The organism is Endozoicomonas sp. ALC020 (assembly GCF_049275935.1).
Lineage (GTDB): Bacteria > Pseudomonadota > Gammaproteobacteria > Pseudomonadales > Endozoicomonadaceae > Endozoicomonas_A.
This window is the reverse complement of the sequence record NZ_CP184830.1, coordinates 335,851-358,987: the sequence shown is the minus strand read 5'-3', so window position 1 is coordinate 358,987 and position 23,137 is coordinate 335,851. Positions and strand designations below refer to the sequence as shown.

Genomic DNA, 23,137 nt, shown 5'->3' with positions numbered 1-23,137 from the left:
GAGTGTATGGATACACAAAGCGACTTTTCATTTCCAGTATTGAGCCATTGTTCAAAATCTCTGGCTTTCTTGCTTTTGTTTTTCCTCAGCGGAAAACTGACAGCCGCTGATAAAGGTGCTTTACTGGATGAGCTCTATGATGACGCTCAGCTGGAACAGCAGCTTGGTTGGGTGCTGTCCAGCATGACCATTAACCAGAAGGAATATTCACTGCCTCCGGAAGTGGTGAGTACGGTTAATCAGGTCGTCAAGGTCCGCTACAGTCCCGATCTTTTCAAATCTTCCATGGAAGCGACTCTCGATGAAGCGTTAAGTATCGGTGAATTACTGAAACTTTTGGACTGGTATAACTCGGCACTGGGTCAAAAAATTCTGCGCTTGGAAATGGAAGCCAATGATCCTCGCAATGCAGAGCGTATGCAGGCTTACATTCAAGAAAAATTATCCACTGAGTTACCTAGAACCAGTCGTGTTCGTCTGATTGAAGAATTGATGGAAACTCTGGATGCGGTTGAACTGGGTACTGAGCTGGCTGCCAGTGCGTCGGTGGGAGCCAAGCGCATACTCCATGAAGTCATGCCGATCAATGACGGACGTCCTTTAAGACCGCCTGAGGTGCTCAAGGCAAGGGAAAAGCCGATCATTCGTAAGGGGATGAACGATCATATGAGGTACGTCTATCTCTATACCTATCGAAGCTTGCCAGATATTGAGATTCGCGACTATCTGAATTTTGCCCGAAGCTCTGCCATGCAGAATTTTCAGCGTGGTCAGATCCTGGCTATAGCCCGAATTCTTTAAGTCATCTCCTGAGGGTCCACGTCCAATGTCCAGCGAAGGTCTTTCGGTAATTTCATGGAATCCAGGTGTTTGACGGCAATATCCAATAAGCGATGCAGAGAAACACGCTGGTAACTCTGCAACAACAGCTGATAACGATAACGCCCCTGTCTTTTTTCCATAGGCGCCGGGATTGGGCCCAATACTCTGACAGAGCCTTGCTGGTGGTCGTTTAATAAAATATGCCTGAGACTTTTTAATAAATTTTCCCCCGCTGCCGCCATAGATGACTCTGTTCTGAACAGGGCCAGATAACCTTCAGGTGGCAGCTTGAGTTGTTTTCGTTCGATCATCAAGCTGTCTGCAAAGCGACTGTAAGGCTGGCTGACCAGCATCTGCAAGGCGGGATGCTGAGGGTTATGAGTTTGGATAATGACATGCCCCGGTTTCTTTTCCCGGCCTGCTCTGCCAGCGACCTGAAGGATCAACTGTCCGGTTTTTTCCAGCCCTCGGAAATCGGAACTGAACAGCCCGGAATCGGCATTGATGATTGCGACCAGAGTAACATCGGGAAAATGATGGCCTTTGGCCAGCATTTGAGTTCCCAGAAGTATGCAGGGTTCGCCAGTTTGGACCCTATCCAGAATCTCTGAAAGCGCATTTTTTCGACGAGTCGAATCTCTGTCCACCCGAATCAGAGGAATAGTCGGGAATATTTGCTCCAGAATTTGTTCGCACCGTTCGGTACCCTGACCTGCAGGCTGAAGGTTTTTACTGTGGCATTTTGGGCATGACCAGGGAATAGCAGTTTGGTAATCACAGTGATGACAATGCATATGAGGTGGCGTGCGATGCAGTGTCAGATGGGCATCGCAGTGCGGGCAATCCATGACTTCACCGCAATCATGGCAGATCAGGGAGGGGGCGTAGCCTCGGCGATTCAGAAAGACCATGACCTGTTCGCCCTTATCCAGAGTTGACTGCATCCTTGTTATCAGGCCCTGGGCAAAACCTTCATGGAGTATTTGCTGACGGATATCGAGTAGTTCCAGAGTCGGTGGGCGGGAATGTCCTGCCCGGCTGCTGATCTCAAGATGGCTGTAACGACCTTTTCTGGCGTTCACGAGGGTTTCCAGAGAAGGGGTGGCGGATCCCAGGACAACCGGGCAGTCTGCTATTTTTGCCCGGTATATGGCCAGATCCCGCGCGTTGTATCTGAGGGTGTCCTGCTGTTTGTATGAGTTGTCGTGCTCTTCATCAACAATAATTAATCCCAGTTTGGGTAGAGGCGTAAAAATTCCTGAGCGGGTAGCAATCAATACCCCGGCTATGGTTCGGCTGGCAGCAAGCCAGCCCTGCAAACGTTCGCCATCACTCAATCCGGAATGAAGGCAGGCCACGGGGACAGAGAACCGGCTGCGAAATCGTCTGACGGTTTGAGGCGTCAGACCGATTTCAGGAATCAGAACAAGCACCTGTTTACCGGCTTTAAGAGTAGCTTCTATGGCCTGGAGGTAGACTTCCGTTTTACCACTCCCGGTGACACCATCCAGTAAAACAGGGTGAAAAGTGAGGCATGCCAGAATGCCTTTCAAGGCGAAAGCCTGTTCAGTATTCAGGTTCAGCGGTTCCTGTCTTAGCGGGTTTGCATACTCAGTGAAATGTTGGTCAATCCGCTCAACTTCGTGTACGACAACTCGTTGTTTCTTTTGCAACTGGGTGAGAATGGTTTTACTGATACCGACTTCCCGAAGTTCTGGCTCTGACAGACCTTCAGGGTATTTTTCCAGCCATTGCAATGCCTTGAGTTGTTTGTGAGCTCTTTTCAGAGACTGGGTGATGGCTTCATCAAGTGGAGCGGTGAGGCTCCAGAGTGCTATTTTTTCCCGGGTTGCAGGTTTTCCCTGTCGGAGAGCCTTGGGCAATGCCTGAAGCAGGGTTTCTCCCAGACTGTAATGATAATAACTGGATGCCCATCGGCAAAGTTGCATGATGTCTCTGGGGATTAGAGGGCTCTGGTCTGGAACAGCAGAGACTTTTTTGAGCTTTTCTCTGGGATAATCGGATTCAGGTTTAATGGCTTCGATTATGCCAACCAGCTTTCTGGGTCCAAATGGAACCTGAACTCTCATACCCGGTTGCAGGTTTGCCTCACTATCCGGAGGAAGATAGTCGAACATCTGCCTCAATGGGGTGGGTATGGCGATGCTGAGATAATTATCGTCACATGAGGTCATGAGGCTACTTTTAATGGCTAATGGCGTCAGGAGCCTTCCGACAGGCTCCCGCTCAGTTTAACCTGAGTTGCGGTTCGGTTGAAATGAACGGTCAGTGAAATACCAGTATTTGCCTGACGGGGATACTTTGGTATGATTCTGCCACAATTTTCCAGGGTCACTGAATGGCAGTCTCTGGGCAGTGCATTCTATTGACTGCCCCGGTAATGACAGTTTGTGACCGTTTCGCGTGCGGTGCCCAGGCCGAGTTGCTATTAGCCAGAGACCGGGTGGCGGCACGCATTGTTTTGAGGTAGATCCCATGAAGCCGGAAATCCATCCGAATTACGAAGAAATCGAAGTTACCTGTTCCTGCGGTAACAAGATCAAGACTCGCTCTACTCTGTGCAAAGATCTGCACATTGAAGTTTGTTCAAAGTGCCACCCATTCTACACCGGCACTCAGAAAGTGATGGACACTGGCGGTCGTATCGAGCGCTTCACCAAGCGTTTTGGCAAGGTAGGTGCTCGCAAGTAAGCATTTACATGCTTGCTTTTAGCCGGACAGCCACGAATCAGAAACAGTCGTAAGCTATAGAACAGTCATGAACTTGGAATAGTGTGAGTTGAAAATACCGCTATGCTTGTTCGGAGAATGATTCTAAAGGTAGTATGATGAGCTTTTCTGACTTTGCTGGCTGTGCAAAAAAGGCGATTCGCATTTTTGCGGGCGCCTTTTTTTGTGTTTGGCAGTTTTGCCTGATCTCCCCCGCATTTGCCATTGAGACCTGCACTCAGAGTGGCCCTTCAGAAACTGTAAAGTGGGATTATATTGTTGACGGCGATTCATTGTGGTTGAAGGATGGTCGTAAAATTCGTTTCCCCTCCATCAATACACCTGAAATAGCCTATGAAAAAAAGCCGTCAGAACCCTTCGGAGATGAAGCCTCTCTGGCCCTCAAAAAGTTGCTGTCAGGAACGCAAAAAATCAGGATTCAGGTCGTTGGAAAAGACCATTATGGTCGAGTACTTGCCCATCCCTTTTTAATGGATGGTCGATCCATTGAGTCACTGCTCATTGAAAAAGGCCTGGGTTACCAACTCTTTTCTGAGGAGCTTGATACTTATCGGCAATGTCTGAAGCGGCAGGAAGCCGAAGCAAGAAAAGAGAAAGCAGGTGTTTGGTCAAAAAATCCTGTTCTGGATATCAAGGACAACGGGTTGAAACCGGGTTTCAGAGTACTCAGGGGCAAAGTCGTTGAGGTTGCGAGTTCCAAAAAGAGTGATTTCTTATGGGTGGAAATGGATGGCCCGGTGGTTATTCGTGTGCCCAAGTTTTCTGTAGATGCAGGGTGGCTAAAAGGTCTGGCAGGTCAGCGTATTGAATTCAGAGGCTGGCTGGTGGATCGCGAGGAAAAAAATAAAGGAGGACGTCGTTACAAGCGTTGGATGGTAGGTATTTACAGTCGAGATGGCGTCCAAAAACTGGAATAGTGTTCTGATGAGCATCACTTGATAGTCTGTGCTCTTTCTGTGAAAGGTATTCTGCTCATAGTTAAGGGTGGCACAAAATGTTTTGCCTGCGCTACAGACATTTCGTTACTGAGCATTAATTTGGGTATCCGGTCTGTAGATATACTTTTCTGGTCTACCGAATCCTTGTTCGACAAAGAGTGATCCTATATTCTCCACACTTAAGACCTCATATTTTCATTAGGATTAAAGTACAAGGATATGAAGCAAGCCGCCCTGGATTACCATGCTCAGCCTAAACCCGGAAAGATCTCGATTGAACTGACCAAGCCGGCGGAGACTGCCAAGGATCTGTCTCTGGCCTATAGCCCGGGCGTCGCAGAGCCAGTGCGTGAAATCGCTGCTGACTCTGAAAATGCCTACAAATACACCATGAAAGGTAATCTGGTCGCAGTGATCAGTAACGGTACTGCGATTCTTGGTCTGGGTAATCTTGGCGCGCTGGCCAGTAAGCCTGTGATGGAAGGCAAGGCTCTGCTGTTCAAACGTTTCGCCGGAATAGATTCCATTGATCTGGAAGTGGACTGCCAAAGTCCTCAGGATTTCATTGATACAGTCAGGCGGGTTGCCTGCAGTTTTGGTGGTATTAACCTTGAGGATATCAAGGCACCAGAGTGTTTTGAAATCGAGCGTCGTCTGATTGAAGAGTGCGATATTCCTATCTTCCATGATGATCAGCATGGTACTGCAATCGTTACTGCGGCAGGTATGTTGAATGCTCTTGAGATTGCCGGCAAGAAGATCGAAGAAGCCCGTCTGGTGTGTCTCGGAGCTGGTTCTGCAGCCATCTCTTGCGTCAAGTTGTTGATCAGCTGTGGCATGAATCCAGCCAATATTTTTATGCTGGACAGTAAAGGCGTTATCCACACAGGGCGTGATGACCTTAACCAGTATAAGGCTTTGTTCGCGGTTGAGACCGATTGCCGTAATCTGGACGATGCAATTAGTGGGGCTGATGCTTTTCTGGGTCTGTCTGGGCCAAACCTTTTGTCTAAGGAACAGCTGGCAAAAATGGCTGAGAATCCTATTGTGTTTGCCTGTGCCAATCCTGATCCTGAAATTCGTCCAGAGCTGGCCAAAGAAGTGCGCTCTGATGTCATTATGGCAACAGGCAGGTCTGACTATCCGAACCAGGTTAATAACGTTCTCGGCTTCCCATTCATCTTTCGTGGTGCTCTGGATGTTCGAGCCAGTCGCATCAATGAAGAGATGAAAGTAGCCGCTGTTCAGGCAATTCGTGAATTGGCCAAGGAGGCAGTTGTCCAGGAGGTTGTCGATGCCTACGAGGGGGCTGAGCTAATCTTTGGTCCGGAATATATTATTCCCAAACCGACTGATCCTCGTTTGCTGGGCTCTGTATCTGCCGCAGTGGCAAAAGCTGCTGTGGATTCTGGTGTAGCTCGTCAGCCTTATCCTGCTCATTATCCTTTGAGGTCTCTGGAGGATATTTAGACCAGAGATTCAGTCGTCATAAAAAAAACCCTCCCTGATTTCAGGCGAGGGCTTTTTTTGCTAAGTAAGCTTCTGCACCTGACTGAGTGCTAGAACAAATCCTCTGGTTTGAGTGAGCCGCTTTCTTCCAGTAAGGGAAGGCTTCCCTCGCTAAAACTCTTGGGAGTATTTTCTTTCCTGAACAGTTCGAAAATAGCTTCAGGATCGCCTTGTTTTGCCAGTTGCCCTGTTTTCGAATTAATTCGAACCGTTTCTATGCCTCCTGGCTGGGGCAGGCGTCTTACCGGTTGGTCTGCCAGAGCAGTTTTCATGTAACTGATCCAGATGGGTAGAGCGGCATTAGCTCCAAACTCCCACCGGCCCAGAGTGGAGAAGTTATCCTTGCCGACCCAGACACTGGTAAGCACATCGGGGTTAAATCCGACAAACCAGGCATCCTTGCTTTCATTTGTGGTGCCTGTTTTACCGCCAATATCGTGACGTTCAAGGACTCTTGCTCTTTTACCGGTGCCTTTCCAGATGACATCGCGCATGATGTCATTGAGGATATAGTTGACTCGGCTGTCCATAACAGACTCAGCTTCATTGACAATGTTCAGGGAGGCCGTAGGTTCGTCTCCCGTCAAGGGTGTTGAGGTTTCAGTTACTTGCTCTGAAACAAATCCCTCCTCAGGCGTCCCTACCTTACGACAGTCCCGACAGACAATAACCGGGTTGGCCTCGAATACTGTGTCATCCAGAACATCGACTTTCTGAATCAGGTAGGGCGTGACTTTGTAACCGCCATTGGCAATCGTAGCGTAGCCTGTGGTCAATTCCAGCGGTGTCATGGAAACGTTACCCAATGCCAGAGAGAGGTTTCGGGTCAGGGTCTCTTCAGGCAATCCCAGCTTCATCAGGAAGTTCACAGTTCGCTTAACACCAATTTGCCTGAGGATCCGAATCGAGACCAGGTTCCGTGAGCGATAGAGGCCTTCTCTGAGCCGCGTTGGGCCGTTGAACTTCATATTGTCATTATTCGGGCGCCAGACGCCTTCAAGTCCCTGATCAGCAAAAACAACGGGAGCATCATTGATGATGGTAGCGGCGGTCAGTCCCTTATTAAGAGCGGCCATGTAGATAAAAGGTTTGAAAGCCGACCCCGCTTGACGGATGGCTTGAGTGGCACGGTTATACATACTGTCGTAGAAATTGAAGCCGCCGACCAGAGCGAGAATAGCCCCATTTTCCGGATTCATGGAAATCAGAGAAGATTGAGCCTGGGGTTCCTGGCTCAGACGGAAGCGGCCGTCAGGCATCTTTCTTACCCAGATCAGATCACCTGCCTTCAGAATGTCAGACGCCTGTTTGGGATTATAGCCATAGGCATTAACATTGATATAAGGCTTTGCCCATTTCAGATTGTCCCAGTCAATCTGATTGGTCTTATCCTCTTTCATCAGGATTGTCACCGATTGATCTGCTACGGCGGTGACCACGGCTGGTATAAGGACACCGGCAGAATGGGTTTCTTTCAGGGTCTTTTTCCAGAAAGCCGTTGTATCTTTTTCCTGTTGAACAATAGGCTTACCATTGTCGACCTCATTCAGGTTGCTAACAGGTCCCCGGTATCCATGTCTCTCTGTATACGCAAAAAGACCATTGGCAACGGCTTCGTTAGCTGACCTTTGTAAGATACTGTCAACAGTGGTGTAAACCTTGAAACCTTCCGTGTAGGTTTCCGGGCCAAACTTCTCAATCATTTCCTGACGAACCATCTCGGCGATGTAGGGAGCTTGCAGTTCGATCTTGGGACCGTGGTAACTAGCCGTCACTGGAGCCTTAAAAGCCTCTTCATAATCAGCCTGGTTGATATAACCCAGATCATACATCCTGCCTAGAATCCAGTTTCTGCGAATCCGTGAACGTTCGGGATCATTGATCGGGTTATAACGGGAAGGAGCCTTGGGCAGGCCCGCGATCATGGCCCACTGAGCCAGATTGAGTTCATCGATCGATTTACCGTAATAAACCTGTGCCGCAGCCTCTACTCCGTAAGCGCGGTTACCCAGATAAATTTTATTAAGATAGAGTTCAAAAATTTCGTCTTTGGTCAGTTGCTGTTCAATCTGGATGGCCAGCAGAATCTCGTTGAACTTTCTGGAGAAGACCCGTTCGTGACTCAGGAAAAAGTTTTTGGCCACCTGCATGGTGATCGTGCTGCCTCCTGACTGGATTCGACCGGTTGAAGCCAGCTGCACAGCAGCTCGCATTAGACCCATGATATCGACGCCGGGGTGGTGGTAGAAACGGTCATCTTCAGCTGCCATGAAGGCTTTAATCAGGGGTTCAGGGGCGTCCGCGAAGTGTATAGGTGTGCGACGCATTTCGCCAAACTCTGCGATCAGTTTTTCGTCCTTTGAAAACACACGCAGAGGCGTCTGCAGGTGAGTATCACGCAGGGTGTCAACTGAGGGCAGCGAAGGGCTCAGATAGAGATAGGCGCTGGCTGCTATCAGGGTGATGCCGCTGACGGCTGCCAGGCCGCTCCAGAGCAGAAATTTTAAAATTTTTACCGATCGATTCATGCTTGGCTGATGTCCAGTTCTGGCTTGGGGAGGCTGACCGGGAATAGACAGTCTCCTGGCAGTTACAGGAGGGTCATTATAAAGGGAAATGTTCAATTTCCCTAGAATCCGGATCGTTAGTTAATGTAATGTTCGGTTTTATATTCGTTTATCGCGAGAATGATTCTCTATCCAGAGAGGGTTGAAGGGCGTTTTTAGCTCATGACTGTTTCAGCTCAGGGCTGTGCCGGTTGGACGATGTGTTCTTTCATCGATATCGGATAGTTATCGATACGGTTTGGGCAAAGTGGGTAAATCGACAGGCTTTGTCTTGGGTATATTGATTAAAAAGCAGCCACGGGAAGGTGCATAGCGTGATCTGTTTGAAATAAAGTGGATTCGAAAGGTTCCTTTCGTTGCGCATTTGAACGGACTGTTATTAAATAAAAATATAGGGAATTTTTATAACTAAAGCCGCCATGAGAGACAAACGTCAGGGTGTTGATGTCGATCAAACTGACGTTTCGTGGTGAAAAAAGCAGGAATCGTGTCTGTGTTTGGGCTGTTTAATAATAAAACAAGTGCTGTCCTTGGAGTGGATATCAGTTCGACCTCAGTGAAGGTGCTGGAACTGAGTCGTGGCAGTAAGGGCTACCGAATAGAAGCCTACGGTGAAGAACCTTTGCCACCCGGAACTGTGGTTGAAAATGTCATTCAGGAGCCTGAGGCCGTCGGTGATGCTATCAGGAGAGCTGTTTCCCGCAGTCGCAGTAGTGTGAAAAATGCTGCAGTGGCTGTTTCCGGTTCAGCTGTTATCACCAAGACCATCGAAATGGATTCCTCTCTCAGTGATGAAGAGATGGAAACACAAATCACCGTAGAAGCCGATCAGTATATTCCGTACGCATTAGACGAAGTAGCTATTGATTTTGAAGTCCTTGGGTTGAAGGAAAATAACCCTGAGCGGGCTGAGGTGCTTCTCGCTGCCTGTCGTCGTGATAATGTTGAAATGCGTGAAGAGGCTCTTGGACTTGGTGGTCTCAAAGCCAAAGTGGTGGATGTCGAGGCATTTGCCATGGAAAGAGTCTACGAACTGGTCAGTGATATGCTGGAGCTTCCAGAGGAAGATCCGGTGGTTGCTATTGTTGACATTGGTGCCAGCAGTACTTCGATCAGTGTGTTGAGTAATGGTCAGACTATTTACACCCGCGAACAATTGTTTGGTGGTCGACAGCTTACTGATGAGATTCAGCGACGCTATGGCCTAAGCCCTGAAGAAGCAGAAAAGTCCAAACGTGAAGGGGGGCTTTCAGACGATTTTGAACCTGAAGTTCTGGAGCCTTTCAAAGAGGCGGTTGTGCAGCAGGTTTCACGATCCTTGCAGTTTTTCTATTCCTCCAGTCAATACAATGATGTGGATGCCATTCTTATGGCCGGAGGGACATCTTCTATTCCAGGACTGGCTGCTCTGGTTCAGGACAAACTTGGAACACAGGCATTGCTGGCCAATCCGTTTGCCAGAATGGCGCTCTCTCCAAAAGTGGATGCCAGTAAATTAACCGGCAGCGCTCCGGCTTTGATAATCGCCTGTGGATTAGCCATGAGGAGTTTTGACTAATGGCAAGGATTAACCTTCTCCCCTGGCGTGAACAACTTCGGGAAGAGCGCAAAAAACGCTTTATCGCCGCTTGGCTGATGACCATATTGGCCGGTGGCGCGATGATTTTCATGGCAGATATTTACACCGGAAATGCCATCAGTCACCAGCAAAACAGGAATCAGTACCTTCAGAATAAAATTGTTGAACTCGACAAGAGTATTGCTGAAATCAAAGGCCTCAGGGAGAAGCGAACCCAGCTTCTGGAGCGCATGGAGGTCATACAGAATTTACAGGGTAACCGCCCTATCATTGTTCGGGTGTTTGATCAGCTGGCTCGACTGATTCCTGACGGGGTGCACTTCAAGAGCCTCCAGTTTCAGGGAGACACTCTCAAGCTGGTGGGTGTCGCTGAGTCGAATAATCGTATTTCCAGCTTGATGCGTAATTTTGATTCCTCTGAGTGGTTTTCCGATCCCAATCTGACCGCTGTACGTAAGGTGACCCTTGGCGGAGAACGGATGAATGAATTTGATCTGACTGTGATTCGAACATCGCCTGAGAAAGAAGCCGGAGACGAATCATGAGTTTCGCAGATTCTTTAAAAAAACTGAATGAGCTGGATCTGGCAGAACTGGATCTGGAAAATGTCGGTGGCTGGCCATTGCCGGTCAGGGTTGTTGCCTGCGTACTGACCCTCGGGCTGGTGCTTTTTTTGGGTTATCAATTGCACTTAAGTAATCTTCAGAAAACTTACGACACTGTCATTTCAAAAGAGAAAGAGTTAAAAGATCAATTCAGAATCAAGGCTTTCCAGTCTGCGAATCTCGATGCTTACCGGCTTCAGATGGAACAGATGGAGGCTTCCTTTGGTGCTCTGGTTAAACAGTTACCGAGCGACACTGAAGTGCCCGGATTATTGGAAGATATTACTTTCACCGGTCGTGGTGCTGGTCTGACGTTTGAGACCATCAAGTTGCAGCCTGAAAAAGCCACAGAGTTTTATATTGAGCTTCCAATCAGTATCTCAGTCGGTGGTAACTACCATGATATTGGCAATTTTGTCAGTGGAGTGGCCAGTCTGTCACGAATTGTGACGCTTCATGACTTTTCTATCACGCCGGAAAAAAATGGGCAGATGCTGAAAATGGAGATTCTGGCCAGAACTTATCGCTACAACGACAGGGAGTCTCAGTAATGAAGTATTTACAAAGACTTCTGATTGTCTGTGCCGGAGGTGCGTTGTTGGGTTGTTCCGGAAACAGTGGTTTCAGTGATCTTGACCAGTATATGGCTGAGATGAAATCCAGGCCTTCCGGAAGAATTGAACCGCTGCCGACCTTTACTCCCTACGAGGCATTTACTTACAGTGCTTCTGGTTTAAGAAGTCCCTTTGAGCCGCCGGTCAAGTTGCAAGCCTCTGACCGGGCACTCAGCAGTAATGTCAAACCTGACAATGGTCGTGCCAGACAGTACCTGGAGCAGTTCGATATCGAAACCTTTGCTCTGGTGGGGTCTATCAGCAACGACGATGGGCTTTGGGGTTTGATCCGTGGTGACGACGGCATCCACCGTGTCAGGGTGGGTGATTATCTGGGTAAAAACCACGGTCGAATCACTTACATCGACGACAGTGAACTGCGAATTATCGAAATAGTGCCTGCGGGCTCTGACGTCTGGATTGAAAGACCCAGAAGTATGAGGCTGGATCTTGGCCAACCCTGATCGTTAAACATATGTTTGCAAGGACAGTCCGATCAGTTTCGAAATGGATTTCCCGCTTTGCCGTGCATACCTCACAGATCACGTCTTTTTTTGACGTGGAGACACAAGGTGTGGCTCTCGTTACAGTGCCTGTTGAAATACTTGCTGTAATGAGAGTTCCCATGGCTGATATGACAAGGTAGGCGACATCGCTGCAGGAAACTGGATTTTTCTGATGTCATGCCGATTAGAACAACAATTCTAAAATGCTAAGTGGGTTCACTAGATGAATAATAAGCCCGTGTTGAAAGCCAGCGCAGTACGAATGCTGCTGTATATAGTGTTGGCGTGGTTGCCGCTTTCTGTCTGGGGTGTAACACTCAAGAAAATGGATGCTGGCACCTTGCCGGGTGATATCGTAGAGCTGCGGCTGATGTTCGACGGCCCTGCACCTGAGGCAAAGGGTTACACGATAGAGCAGCCTCCCAGGATTTCTTTGGATCTACCGTTCACCCGCAGTGATCTGCCCAAATATAATGAAGTTGGCTTTCAGAACACAGAGAGTGTCACCGTGCTTGAGGCTGGAGGCAGAACCCGGCTCGTTGTTAATTTGAAAACAGCTGCCGGTTTTACCACTAAAGCGGACGGTAATGTTCTCTACGTTTATGTGGGCGCAGAAGGTTCTGATACCCGTTCAGTTCTTCCAACAGTAGCCAGTTCTGGTGCGCCTCTGGCTGATCCTGCCAGCCAGGGTATTACCCATATTGATTTCCAGAGGGGGGAGGAAGGAGAGGGTAATGTTGTTATTTCGCTCGCAGATCCTAACATTCCAATGGATATGAATGAGTTGGGTGGTCGCATTCGTCTGGAGTTTCAGGGGAATGTTCTGCCAGGCAGGTTACGCAACCGTCTGGACGTGATTGATTTCGCTACTCCCGTAAAATTCATTGATGCCAAGGTCGAAGACGGGAATGCAGTGGTTGTTATCGAGCCCAAGGGTGATTATAGCTACCTTGCTTATCAGGCAGATAACACACTGACAGTCAGTGTTAAGCCGGTATCCGATAAAGATTATGGTCGTGACCGGAAAGGTCTGGCCTATAAGGGAGACAAACTGTCCCTCAATTTTCAGGATATCGAAGTGCGTGCTGTTCTTCAGTTGATTGCTGACTTTACTGATCTGAATCTGGTGGCCTCAGATACGGTCAGCGGTAATGTGACACTGCGTCTGCAGAATGTGCCCTGGGATCAGGCTCTGGATATCGTTCTCAAATCAAAAGGTCTGGACAAGCGACTTGAAGGTAATGTCCTGACTGTGGCTCCAGCCGAAGAGATTGCAGCCAGGGAACGTCAGCAACTGGAGAATGACAAGCAGATTCGTGAGTTGGCGCCTGTTTACACCGATCTGATTCAGATCAATTACGCTGATGCACAAGAGATTGCGACGGTTCTTGCCGGTGAAGGGGAAGAGACCACTCTGCTGACTGAGCGTGGTTCGGTTCAGGTTGTGGCTCGTACTAACAGTCTTCTGGTTAAGGATACTCAGGAGAAGCTGGATGAGCTGCGAGCTCTGATTCAACGTCTGGATATCCCTGTCAGACAGGTGATGATTGAGGCGAGGATTGTCAATATGGACTCCGACTATGTGCGTGATCTGGGGGTAAAGTGGGGAGGCGCGACAGACTTTGATCGTTCAGCCAATCGGGATGTAGCTATCGGTGGTCAGGGGACTCAGGCGACTATCGTCGATGGTGTGCCAACTGTCCAGTTGCCAGACAACGCTCCCTTTGTTGATTTTGGCGTGACTGGAGCAAACGCCGCAACGTTGGCGATTGGTTTTGCAACCAACAGTACTCTGCTGAACCTTGAGCTTTCAGCCATTCTGTCAGATGGTGGTGGTGAAACGGTTTCTCAGCCAAAAGTGATAACCGCTGACAAGACCAAAGCAGTGATCAAGTCAGGTAAGGAAATTCCTTACGAAGAGAAAACATCCAGTGGTGCGACCTCTGTAGCTTTCAAGGATGCCGTGCTGTCTCTCGAAGTGACTCCGCAGATCACGCCTGAGGGCAGTATTATTATGGATGTGACGGTTACCAATGACTCTCAGGGTGCTGATGCGCCTAATGGTGTTCCTACCATTAATAAGAATGAAGTGAATACCCAGGTGCTGGTCAGAGATGGTGAAACAATTGTTCTGGGTGGAGTATTTACCAGGGAGAAAAAGAAAGGGACAGTTAAGGTGCCAATGTTGGGCGATATTCCTTATGTTGGAAGATTGTTTAGAAAAGATACCTATTCAGATGACAAGGCCGAATTGATGATCTTCATTACACCTCGAGTGGTCAGCGATAATATTACCCTGCGTTAATTCCGGCATCCCGGTAGGTTCAGACCTTCCGGGATCTCTTCCAAAAAAATGCCCTATAATGGAATCCGCACTGATAGAGGAATTTTGTTATGGATGGCCGCTCCAATCACCTTTACGAATCTGACTATTACCAGTGGGTGCAGCAGCAGAAAAAACTGCTGGAAAACCGTCAGTTTGATCGGCTTGACCTGGATAATCTCATTGAGGAAGTTGAGGGTATGGGTAAGAGTGAGCCAAGGTCGCTGGAGTCTCATCTGGTGGTTTTGCTGCAGCACCTACTGAAGTATCAGTATCAAACTTATATCCTGAATCCTCAGATGCCTAAGCCTAAAGTGTTTAGGTCATGGTTTGGGAGTATCCGCAATGCCAGGGATGATGCTGGCAAAGTATTGCTTGCCAACCCGTCGCTGAGGCCAAGGTTGGATGGATTATTTGTCTCGGCATACAAAGAAGGCAAGAAGCGGGCAATACGAGAGATGAATGACTATCTTCCGAAACAAAAGTGGCTGACTGAGGATAGTTATCCGGAGTGTTGCCCCTGGTCGTTTGAAGAGATCATGACAGAAGATTGGCTGCCTTGAGTTGATCTCTGTATTTATCTAACAAAAAACGGGAGTGAAAGCTCCCGTTTTTTGTTGTCAGCATGACTCAGGATGCGCTAGGCTCAGCCTCACATGCAGGCAGGAAGTCAGGCTAACAAAGACAATGCCATTGAGAAATATTTATCTGGTAGGCCCTATGGGGGCCGGTAAAAGTACGATCGGGCGGATGTTGGCCAAGGAACTGGGGCTGCCATTTTTCGATTCAGATCATGAGGTTGAGGCACGCAGTGGTGCTGAGATTCCCTGGATTTTTGATGTTGAGGGCGAAGAGGGCTTTCGGCAGCGTGAAATACAGGTAATACGGGATCTCTGTTCCAGACAGGGTATTGTTCTTGCCACAGGTGGTGGGGCTGTGACCAGACTGGAAAATCGCCAGCAGCTGGGTACCAGCGGAGTGGTTGTCTTTCTCAAGGCATCAGTAGCAGCGCAATTGATCAGAACCGAGAAAGACAAGAAAAGGCCTCTGTTGCAAAGGCCTGATCGAGAGCAAGTGCTGACTCAACTGTTGAGTGACAGAGCGCCGCTCTATTCCAGTATTGCCGATATCGAGCTGGATACAGAGTTGCTATCACCCAAAGCACTGATCAGTGAAATCATCCGAACCGTTGGCAAGTTGCCATAAGCCAGGAAGAAGCCTTCGGATCATTTAATTGATGGAAGGTTTTTTAGAAAAAGAGAGAGACGTTTGATGGAAGAGTCGAACATCCTTGAACTGAATGTGGATCTGGGTGAGAGAAGTTATCCCATTTTTATCGGTTCAGGCCTTTATGCGGGTGCTGCCAGACCTCAGTTGCTCCAGCCCTATATCAAAGGACAGCAAGTAGCTGTTGTCACTAACGAAACCATTGCTCCCCTCTATCTGGATAGGGTGCGCAATCTGCTTGATGGCTTTGACCTGACAGAAGTCATTCTTCCTGATGGAGAAGCGTTCAAGAACCTTGCTACCCTTGAGAGAGTGTTTGATGGCTTGCTTGAAGCTCGTCATACCCGCAAAACCACATTGATCGCTCTGGGTGGTGGTGTGGTGGGTGATATCACAGGTTTTGCTGCCGCAGCCTACCAGCGCGGTGTTGATTTTATTCAGATTCCAACCACTCTGCTGTCCCAGGTAGATTCTTCTGTTGGCGGGAAAACCGGTGTCAATCATTCTTTGGGCAAAAATATGATTGGCGCTTTCCATCAACCCAATGTTGTCCTGATTGATACTGACTCTTTGAATACACTTCCAGAGCGTGAGTTTTCTGCTGGCGTTGCCGAAGTGATCAAGTACGGTCTGATCTGTGATGACTCCTTCTATCAGTGGCTGCAGGCAAATATTGAACGAATCATGGCAAGGGATCGGGAGGCGCTGACCTACGCGATCCACCGTTCGTGTTCTGACAAAGCACAGGTAGTGGCAAAGGATGAAAAAGAGTCCGGGCTCAGAGCTATTTTAAATCTGGGTCATACCTTTGGTCATGCCATTGAAACACATACTGGCTATGGCGAATGGTTGCATGGGGAGGCCGTTGCTGTCGGTATGGTGATGGCTGCTGAGCTCTCTTGCCGACTGGGTTGGATTGCCAGAGCAGAAGTACAGGAGGTTGTGGCTATTCTCAAGGCAGCAAATCTGCCTGTAGAGCCTCCTGAGGGTATGTCACCCGATCGCTTTGTTGAACTGATGTCCGTCGATAAGAAAGTGCTGAATGGAAAATTGAGGCTGGTGCTTTTAGAGCAGATTGGTAAAGCCATTGTGACAGAACAGTTTGACCGGGGTGTGCTTGATAAGATGCTGAGTGAGGTGTGCAGGATATAGAGCTTATTGCTTATTGTTCTTTTTATGTATTTGTGATTGAGGGGTTGGCTGTGTAAAATGGTTGGCCCCTTGTCTTTTGTGGCGAGGTTAAACGTCTGCAACTTCGACCTATTTTTCATGAAGTAGTAGTTAAGGGTATACTCTTTTTTTTGTACTCTTTTTTGAATTAAAATCCATAAAAATGAATTAATATTCTTTGGGTGTGGTTACCTCCCCGCAGCAAAGCCGTTCTGGCTCGAGCCAGGAATGCAGCCAGCATCACAGTATGAAGACCGCAGGGGGTGGGAGAGCTGCATTTTTATAGAATAAGCGCCTTGGCAAAACGAGAACAATGATCGTCTGGAAGCCTGGTCGGTAACAGAACATTCCGGCTTCCAGAGTGACAGAAGTTTCAAGGTATATAATAACTTACGATGAGAGAGTGCTTATGAAAGCAGGTCTGTATAATCCCGGGGAGTTCAGGGATAACTGTGGTTTCGGGCTTATAGCACACATGGAAGGAGAGAAAAGTCATAATCTCCTGACAACCGCGATAGAAGCGCTTACCTGCATGACGCACCGGGGTGGTATTGCCGCAGATGGAAAAACAGGCGATGGTTGTGGTTTATTAATTCAGACGCCTGACACCTTTTTCCGCACTGTTGTTAAAGAGCAACTGGGTAAAGATCTTCCAGCCAGCTACGCTGTGGGGATGCTATTCCTGAGCCAGGATGAAGCGGTAGCTGATCATGCCAGAAAAACACTTGAAGCCGAGCTGGAAAAGAAAAAACTGGTAGTGATTGGATGGCGAAAAGTACCCGTCAATAGTGACTGTCTCGGCCCTATTGCCTTAGATCAGCTACCCGTTATTGAACAGGTGTTTGTAGGGTATCAGGGTGAGTTGGAAGAAGAAGAGTTTTCAGCCCGCCTTTATATGGCACGGCGCTTCACCAACATGGCACTTGAGCAGGATCAAGACTTTTATATCTGCTCCCTGTCGACTCAGGTAGTGACCTACAAAGGTCTGATGATGCCCGTAGATCTGGCTAACTTTTATCAGGATCTGGGTGATACCAGGTTCGAAACTGCGATCTGCGTATTCCATCAGCGCTTCTCTACGAATACCATGCCTCGCTGGAAGCTGGCCCAGCCTTTCCGTCTACTGGCTCATAATGGTGAAATTAACACCATCACCGGTAACAGAAACTGGTCACAGGCTCGTCGAAACAAATTCAAATCAGAGTTGCTGCCTGATCTGGATCAGATCTATCCCCTGGTCAACCGAACCGGATCCGATTCGTCAAGCCTCGACAACATGCTTGAAATTCTGGTAACCGGCGGCGTTGACCTTTATCGGGCTATCCGAATGCTGGTTCCACCTGCCTGGCAGAATGTTGATACCATGGATCCTGGCCTCAGGGCTTTTTATGAATACAACTCCATGCACATGGAACCCTGGGATGGTCCTGCAGGTCTGGTTATTACCGACGGTCGTCGTGCGGTTTGTGCACTGGATCGTAATGGTTTGCGTCCTTCTCGCTGGGTCATTACGAAAAACGGGTTTCTGACCGTTGCTTCTGAAGTGGGGGTTTACGATTACCAGCCTGAAGATGTTGTGGCAAAAGGTCGTGTTGGTCCGGGTGAAGTTTTGGCCATTGATGTTGAGTCAGGTGAATTGCATCAGGCCCACGATATCGATGAGCAGCTGAAGACTCGACAGCCCTACAAAAAGTGGTTGAAGCAAAACTCTTATCGTATCCGTTCCCGTTTCAGGGATGAAGATCACAAGATCGAGCACCTGGATTCAGAGCTGCTGAAGGTTCATCAGAAGATGTTCTCGGTCAGCTTTGAAGAGCGTGATCAGGTGATTCGTCCCCTGGCTGAGAGTGGGCAGGAAGCTGTAGGCTCAATGGGTGACGATACACCAATGGCGGTTTTGTCAGGTCGTGTGCGTTCTGTGTATGACTTTTTCAGGCAGCAGTTTGCCCAGGTTACCAACCCACCTATCGATCCTTTGCGTGAAGCAATAGTGATGTCCCTGGAAACCTGCCTGGGACGTGAGAAAAATATATTCGAAGAGACGCCAGAGCATGCGAGCCGTGTGGTACTCAAATCGCCAGTGCTGTCGACAACCAAATTCCTGAATCTGATCAATGCTCATCATCAGCATGATGATCTTGATGTGCTTTACATCGACATCAATTACAAGCCTGAAGAAGGCTTAAGGTCCGCCATTGAGCGTATTTGTGATGAGGCAGAGCAGGCTGTGAGAGACGGCAAGGCTCTGATTCATCTGAGTGATCGTAATATCAGTGATAACAAGCTGCCGGTGCATGCAGCCATGGCTACCGGTGCTGTTCATCACAGACTGATTGATACGGGCCTGCGTTCCGATGCCAATATTCTGGTAGAAACGGCAACAGCCAGAGATTCTCATCAGTTTGCGGTACTGCTGGGCTTTGGTGCTACGGCGATTTATCCCTATTTGTCCTATGAAATTATTCATGACCAGATTCGCACCGGGGAGATTCTCGCAGACCCACTGGATGCCTACAAAGCTTACCGCAAGGGTATCGATAAAGGTCTTTTGAAGATTCTTTCCAAGATGGGAATCTCCACCATTGCTTCCTATCGTGCTGCGCAGCTGTTCGAAGCCATTGGTCTGTCTTCTGAAGTGGTTGACCTCTGTTTCAAAGGGGTTCAGAGCCGTATTGAAGGCGCCGGCTTTGAAGCTATTCAGCAAGATCAACAGTTGCTCTCAGGGACTGCCTGGAAGAAGAGAAAGCCCATTCAGCAAGGTGGTCTGCTTAAATACGTGCATGACAGTGAGTATCACGCATTCAATCCTGATGTCGTTCAGCAACTTCAAAAAGCCGTCTCTACGGGTGATTATGAAGAGTTTCGTCGTTACTCCAAACTGGTCAACGAAAGACCGGTTGCCACCCTGCGTGATCTGATGGGCCTCAAAACTGCCGATCATGCTCTGGCTATCGATGAAGTTGAACCAGCTGCAGACATTCTCAAGCGATTCGACTCCGCTGCTATGAGTCTTGGTGCTCTGTCTCCGGAAGCCCATGAAGCCCTGGCTGAAGCGATGAACCGTCTGGGTGGTCGTTCCAACTCGGGAGAAGGGGGTGAGGATGAAGCGCGCTTTGGCACTAACCGGGTTTCCAAAATAAAGCAGATTGCTTCTGGTCGTTTTGGTGTAACGCCCCATTATCTGGTTAATGCGGATGTCTTGCAGATTAAAGTGGCGCAGGGAGCCAAGCCGGGTGAAGGGGGGCAGCTGCCGGGTGGCAAGGTGAACAAACTGATTGCCAGACTGCGTTATTCAGTACCCGGTGTGACACTGATTTCACCTCCACCGCACCATGATATTTATTCGATTGAAGATCTGGCTCAGCTGATCTTTGACTTGAAGCAGGTGAACCCGGATGCGCTGGTCTCCGTAAAACTTGTATCAGAGCCAGGTGTTGGTACCATCGCTGCCGGTGTTGCCAAGGCTTATGCTGACCTGATTACCATCTCGGGCTACGACGGTGGTACTGCTGCTAGTCCGCTGACGTCTATCAGGTATGCCGGTTCTCCCTGGGAACTGGGTCTGACAGAGGCTCATCAGGCACTTAGAGCAAACGATTTGCGTGGAAAGGTCCGTCTTCAGACAGATGGTGGTATCAAAACAGGTCTGGATGTGGTTAAAGCGGCCATTCTGGGTGCTGAAAGTTATGGTTTTGGTACAACGCCCATGGTTGCAATGGGTTGTAAGTACCTGAGAATCTGCCATCTGAATAACTGTGCAACCGGTGTTGCAACCCAGGACCAGCATCTCAGGGAAAATCACTTCATCGGTACAGTTGAGATGATCATGAACTTCTTCACTTTTGTGGCTGAAGAAGTGCGTGAATGGCTGTCAGTGCTGGGTGCTAAAAGCCTTGAAGATGTTATTGGTCGTACAGAGTTGCTGGAGCTGCTTCCCGGTGACACTGACAAGCAAAAAGGCCTCGATCTGACGCCGATTGTCCGCAACGATCTGATTCCTGAAGATAAGCCCCATACCTGTCAGGTTGAACGTAACCCTTCTTTCGACAAGGGTGAGCTGGCAGAGGTTATGGTTGAAGCCTGTCTGCCAGCCATCGAAAGTGGTGAAGGAGGTGAGTTTGAGTTCACGGTGAGCAACTGTGACCGCTCAATCGGTGCAAGATTGTCGGGTGAGATTGCCAAACGTCATGGTAATCAGGGTATGGCAGACAGTCCGGTCAAGCTGAATCTGAAAGGTACCGCTGGACAGAGCTTTGGAGTCTGGAATGCCGGTGGCCTGGATATGCGTCTGGAAGGAGATGCCAACGACTATGTGGGTAAAGGGATGACAGGCGGTAACCTGATTATCCGTCCGCCCCGGGGAAGTGCTTTCAATTCTAATGAAACCTCTATCATTGGTAACACTTCTCTTTATGGTGCCACCGGTGGTCGCCTGCTGGCCGCCGGCCGTGCCGGTGAACGTCTTGCTGTGCGGAACTCTGGTGCTACCGCTATTGTCGAAGGTGCCGGGGATCACTGTTGTGAGTACATGACAGGTGGTCTGGTCGTTGTATTGGGCGAAACAGGTCATAACTTTGGCGCCGGTATGACTGGTGGCTTTGCCTACGTATTGGATCTGAAGCGCAACTTTGTTGATCGCTACAATCACGAACTGGTGGATATTCACCGAATTGATACCGAATCCATGGAAGATTATCAGTCTCATCTGATGGGTCTTCTGGATGAATATGTAAAAGAGACAGGCAGTGAATGGGGGCGTGAACTTCAGGAGGAGTTTTACGACTATCGGGGTCGTTTCTGGCTGGTGAAGCCAAAGGCGGCCAGTTTGGACTCATTGCTGGCGAGTACACGCGGGCGTCCTGAGTAGGGCACCTGCAACCGCTTGCAAGGAAAGTCTTTAGAACAGCCGTGTGCGTTGCAGCCCTGAGCCAGCAGCCCTGAGCTAATAATAGGCTGCAGCAGTGGCAGCGCCACGAGCGTTATAAAAACAATCAGCGAATGAGGTCAAATCCATGTCACAATTTAACAATCGACTTAACAATCATTTTCAATTTGTCGAAGTAGGCAGAGAAGATCCGGAAAAAAAGGCTCTTCAGGTTCGCAAGAATGACTTTGTAGAGATCTATGAGTCCTACAGTGAAAAACAGGCCAAGCAGCAATCTCACCGCTGCCTTTCCTGTGGTAACCCTTATTGTGAATGGAAGTGCCCTGTACACAACTATATTCCGGATTGGCTGAAGCTGGTTTCAGAAGGTAACTTGTTTGAAGCCGCTGAGCTTTCCCATCAGACCAACAGTTTGCCGGAAGTCTGTGGTCGTGTATGTCCCCAGGATCGACTCTGTGAGGGCGCCTGTACCCTGAATGACGGATTCGGTGCTGTAACTATTGGCGCAACTGAAAAATATATTACCGATACAGCGCTGGCTCTGGGCTGGCGCCCGGATATGTCCAAGGTGGTGTGGACCGATAAAAAAGTGGCCGTGATCGGTGCCGGTCCTGCGGGTCTGGGTTGTGCAGACGTGCTGGTCAGAAATGGTGTAAAACCTGTTGTATTTGATAAGAACCCGGAAATTGGTGGCTTGCTGACGTTTGGTATTCCTGAATTCAAGCTTGAGAAATCAGTGATGTCACGTCGTCGTGAAGTGTTTACCGAAATGGGCGTCGAATTCAGACTGAATACTGAAATCGGTAAAGATGTCCTGATGGACGATCTGATGGCAGAGTACGATGCCGTATTTATGGGTATGGGTACCTACACTTACATGAAGGGTGGGTTTCCGGGCGAAGATCTTCCCGGTGTTCATGATGCTCTGCCTTTCCTCATTTCCAGCGTGAATCGTAATCTGGGCTTTGAAAAGAAGGCATCTGATTTCATAGGCATGAAAGGAAAACGTGTTGTGGTTCTCGGTGGTGGTGACACTGCGATGGACTGTAACCGTAGTTCCATCCGTCAGGGCGCTGAGTCAGTCACATGTGCTTACCGTCGTGACGAGGAGAATATGCCCGGCTCCCGTCGTGAAGTGGCCAATGCCAGGCAGGAAGGTGTCAAGTTCCTGTTTAATCGTCAGCCCGTTGAAATTGTCGGCAATGGAAAGGTAGAAGGTGTCAAGGTCATCACCACCAAACTGGGTGAGCCTGACGAGCAGGGACGTCGTCGGCCTGAGCCGGTTCCGGGCAGTGAGGAAATACTGGCAGCCGATGCGGTACTGATTGCTTTTGGATTCCGTCCAAGTCCTGCTGACTGGTTTGAGTCCCACTCTATCAAGTTGAACGAGTGGGGAGGTGTTGTAGCGCCAGAGCAGTCCAGCTACAAGTTCCAGACTTCCAATCCTAAAATTTTTGCAGGTGGAGATATGGTCCGCGGCTCTGACCTGGTGGTTACCGCGATCTGGGAAGGCCGTCAGGCGGCTGAAGGGATCATGGACTATCTCGATGTCTGAGCTTGAAGAAAGCTTATCGGGATAGATGCTCCTGAGCGGCGGAAGATTGTCAATAAGGGGGGGAATGAGTATTCTCCCCCTTTTAT

General features: G+C 48.9%; 16 protein-coding genes. 14 read left to right on the top strand and 2 right to left on the bottom strand.

The window, feature by feature from the left end; genetic code table 11:
• Positions 1-6 precede the first annotated feature (6 nt).
• Positions 7-801: a DUF2059 domain-containing protein gene (locus ACOJUO_RS01360; protein WP_422138713.1), complete on the top strand. Its 795-nt coding sequence runs from the start codon at positions 7-9 to the stop codon at positions 799-801.
• Here ACOJUO_RS01360 and ACOJUO_RS01355 read toward each other — a convergent pair.
• Positions 798-3,017: a primosomal protein N' gene (locus ACOJUO_RS01355; protein ID WP_422138712.1), complete on the bottom strand. Its 2,220-nt coding sequence runs from the start codon at positions 3,015-3,017 to the stop codon at positions 798-800. The genes ACOJUO_RS01360 and ACOJUO_RS01355 overlap by 4 nt on opposite strands.
• 301 nt (positions 3,018-3,318) lie before the next feature.
• Between ACOJUO_RS01355 and rpmE the strand changes: the two genes are divergently transcribed.
• From rpmE to ACOJUO_RS01340, 3 genes are all read left to right on the top strand, one after another.
• The gene (gene rpmE, locus ACOJUO_RS01350; RefSeq protein ID WP_257279891.1) at positions 3,319-3,534 is read left to right on the top strand and encodes a 50S ribosomal protein L31; all 216 of its coding nucleotides are present in this window, start codon (positions 3,319-3,321) and stop codon (positions 3,532-3,534) included.
• Positions 3,535-3,668: 134 nt separating this feature from the next.
• The gene (locus tag ACOJUO_RS01345; protein ID WP_422134908.1) at positions 3,669-4,490 is read left to right on the top strand and encodes a thermonuclease family protein; all 822 of its coding nucleotides are present in this window, start codon (positions 3,669-3,671) and stop codon (positions 4,488-4,490) included.
• A gap of 240 nt (positions 4,491-4,730) precedes the next feature.
• The gene (locus ACOJUO_RS01340; protein WP_422134907.1) at positions 4,731-5,981 is read left to right on the top strand and encodes a malic enzyme-like NAD(P)-binding protein; all 1,251 of its coding nucleotides are present in this window, start codon (positions 4,731-4,733) and stop codon (positions 5,979-5,981) included.
• Positions 5,982-6,070: 89 nt separating this feature from the next.
• Here the strand turns inward: ACOJUO_RS01340 and ACOJUO_RS01335 are convergent, their stop codons facing one another.
• Positions 6,071-8,548, bottom strand: a complete 2,478-nt coding sequence (locus ACOJUO_RS01335; RefSeq protein ID WP_422138711.1) for a penicillin-binding protein 1A — start codon at positions 8,546-8,548, stop codon at positions 6,071-6,073.
• Positions 8,549-9,080: 532 nt separating this feature from the next.
• On the opposite strand from ACOJUO_RS01335, the gene ACOJUO_RS01330 reads away from it, so the two are divergent.
• The 10 genes from ACOJUO_RS01330 (at position 9,081) to ACOJUO_RS01285 (ending at position 23,051) form a co-directional block, all read left to right on the top strand.
• Positions 9,081-10,145, top strand: coding sequence for a pilus assembly protein PilM (locus tag ACOJUO_RS01330; protein ID WP_422134905.1), 1,065 nt, complete (start codon positions 9,081-9,083; stop codon positions 10,143-10,145).
• On the top strand, positions 10,145-10,711 hold the full coding sequence (locus ACOJUO_RS01325) for a PilN domain-containing protein (protein WP_422134904.1): 567 nt from the start codon (positions 10,145-10,147) through the stop codon (positions 10,709-10,711). The genes ACOJUO_RS01330 and ACOJUO_RS01325 overlap by 1 nt, the downstream gene beginning before the upstream one ends.
• A complete protein-coding gene (locus ACOJUO_RS01320; RefSeq protein ID WP_422134903.1) occupies positions 10,708-11,322 on the top strand; it encodes a type 4a pilus biogenesis protein PilO in 615 nt (204 codons plus the stop codon). Before ACOJUO_RS01325 ends, ACOJUO_RS01320 begins: the two co-directional genes overlap by 4 nt.
• Positions 11,322-11,849 (top strand): pilus assembly protein PilP, encoded by a 528-nt coding sequence (locus ACOJUO_RS01315; protein ID WP_422134902.1) that lies wholly within the window; start codon positions 11,322-11,324, stop codon positions 11,847-11,849. Before ACOJUO_RS01320 ends, ACOJUO_RS01315 begins: the two co-directional genes overlap by 1 nt.
• A 265-nt stretch (positions 11,850-12,114) precedes the next feature.
• On the top strand, positions 12,115-14,196 hold the full coding sequence (locus ACOJUO_RS01310; protein ID WP_422134901.1) for a type IV pilus secretin PilQ: 2,082 nt from the start codon (positions 12,115-12,117) through the stop codon (positions 14,194-14,196).
• Between the two features lie 89 nt (positions 14,197-14,285).
• Entirely contained in the window at positions 14,286-14,777 is a 492-nt protein-coding gene (locus ACOJUO_RS01305; protein WP_422138710.1) for a DUF29 domain-containing protein, read from the top strand.
• Positions 14,778-14,901: 124 nt separating this feature from the next.
• Positions 14,902-15,420: a shikimate kinase AroK gene (gene aroK, locus ACOJUO_RS01300; protein ID WP_422134899.1), complete on the top strand. Its 519-nt coding sequence runs from the start codon at positions 14,902-14,904 to the stop codon at positions 15,418-15,420.
• A 66-nt stretch (positions 15,421-15,486) separates the two neighbouring features.
• Complete coding sequence (gene aroB / locus ACOJUO_RS01295) at positions 15,487-16,593, top strand: 3-dehydroquinate synthase (RefSeq protein WP_422134898.1); 1,107 nt, start codon at positions 15,487-15,489, stop codon at positions 16,591-16,593.
• Positions 16,594-17,020: 427 nt separating this feature from the next.
• The gene (gene gltB, locus ACOJUO_RS01290) at positions 17,021-21,478 is read left to right on the top strand and encodes a glutamate synthase large subunit (protein ID WP_422138709.1); all 4,458 of its coding nucleotides are present in this window, start codon (positions 17,021-17,023) and stop codon (positions 21,476-21,478) included.
• A 145-nt stretch (positions 21,479-21,623) separates the two neighbouring features.
• Positions 21,624-23,051, top strand: a complete 1,428-nt coding sequence (locus ACOJUO_RS01285) for an FAD-dependent oxidoreductase (RefSeq protein WP_422134896.1) — start codon at positions 21,624-21,626, stop codon at positions 23,049-23,051.
• Positions 23,052-23,137 lie beyond the last annotated feature (86 nt).

Excerpts from the sequence above, each read along its gene's own strand:
- ACOJUO_RS01360 (WP_422138713.1), top strand. The coding sequence starts at position 7 with ATGGATACACAAAGCGACTTTTCATTTCCAGTATTGAGCCATTGTTCA.
- ACOJUO_RS01355 (WP_422138712.1), bottom strand. The coding sequence starts at position 3,017 with ATGACCTCATGTGACGATAATTATCTCAGCATCGCCATACCCACCCCA.
- rpmE (WP_257279891.1), top strand. The coding sequence starts at position 3,319 with ATGAAGCCGGAAATCCATCCGAATTACGAAGAAATCGAAGTTACCTGT.
- ACOJUO_RS01345 (WP_422134908.1), top strand. The coding sequence starts at position 3,669 with ATGATGAGCTTTTCTGACTTTGCTGGCTGTGCAAAAAAGGCGATTCGC.
- ACOJUO_RS01340 (WP_422134907.1), top strand. The coding sequence starts at position 4,731 with ATGAAGCAAGCCGCCCTGGATTACCATGCTCAGCCTAAACCCGGAAAG.
- ACOJUO_RS01335 (WP_422138711.1), bottom strand. The coding sequence starts at position 8,548 with ATGAATCGATCGGTAAAAATTTTAAAATTTCTGCTCTGGAGCGGCCTG.
- ACOJUO_RS01325 (WP_422134904.1), top strand. The coding sequence starts at position 10,145 with ATGGCAAGGATTAACCTTCTCCCCTGGCGTGAACAACTTCGGGAAGAG.
- ACOJUO_RS01320 (WP_422134903.1), top strand. The coding sequence starts at position 10,708 with ATGAGTTTCGCAGATTCTTTAAAAAAACTGAATGAGCTGGATCTGGCA.
- ACOJUO_RS01315 (WP_422134902.1), top strand. The coding sequence starts at position 11,322 with ATGAAGTATTTACAAAGACTTCTGATTGTCTGTGCCGGAGGTGCGTTG.
- ACOJUO_RS01310 (WP_422134901.1), top strand. The coding sequence starts at position 12,115 with ATGAATAATAAGCCCGTGTTGAAAGCCAGCGCAGTACGAATGCTGCTG.
- ACOJUO_RS01305 (WP_422138710.1), top strand. The coding sequence starts at position 14,286 with ATGGATGGCCGCTCCAATCACCTTTACGAATCTGACTATTACCAGTGG.
- aroK (WP_422134899.1), top strand. The coding sequence starts at position 14,902 with ATGCCATTGAGAAATATTTATCTGGTAGGCCCTATGGGGGCCGGTAAA.
- aroB (WP_422134898.1), top strand. The coding sequence starts at position 15,487 with ATGGAAGAGTCGAACATCCTTGAACTGAATGTGGATCTGGGTGAGAGA.
- gltB (WP_422138709.1), top strand. The coding sequence starts at position 17,021 with ATGAAAGCAGGTCTGTATAATCCCGGGGAGTTCAGGGATAACTGTGGT.
- ACOJUO_RS01285 (WP_422134896.1), top strand. The coding sequence starts at position 21,624 with ATGTCACAATTTAACAATCGACTTAACAATCATTTTCAATTTGTCGAA.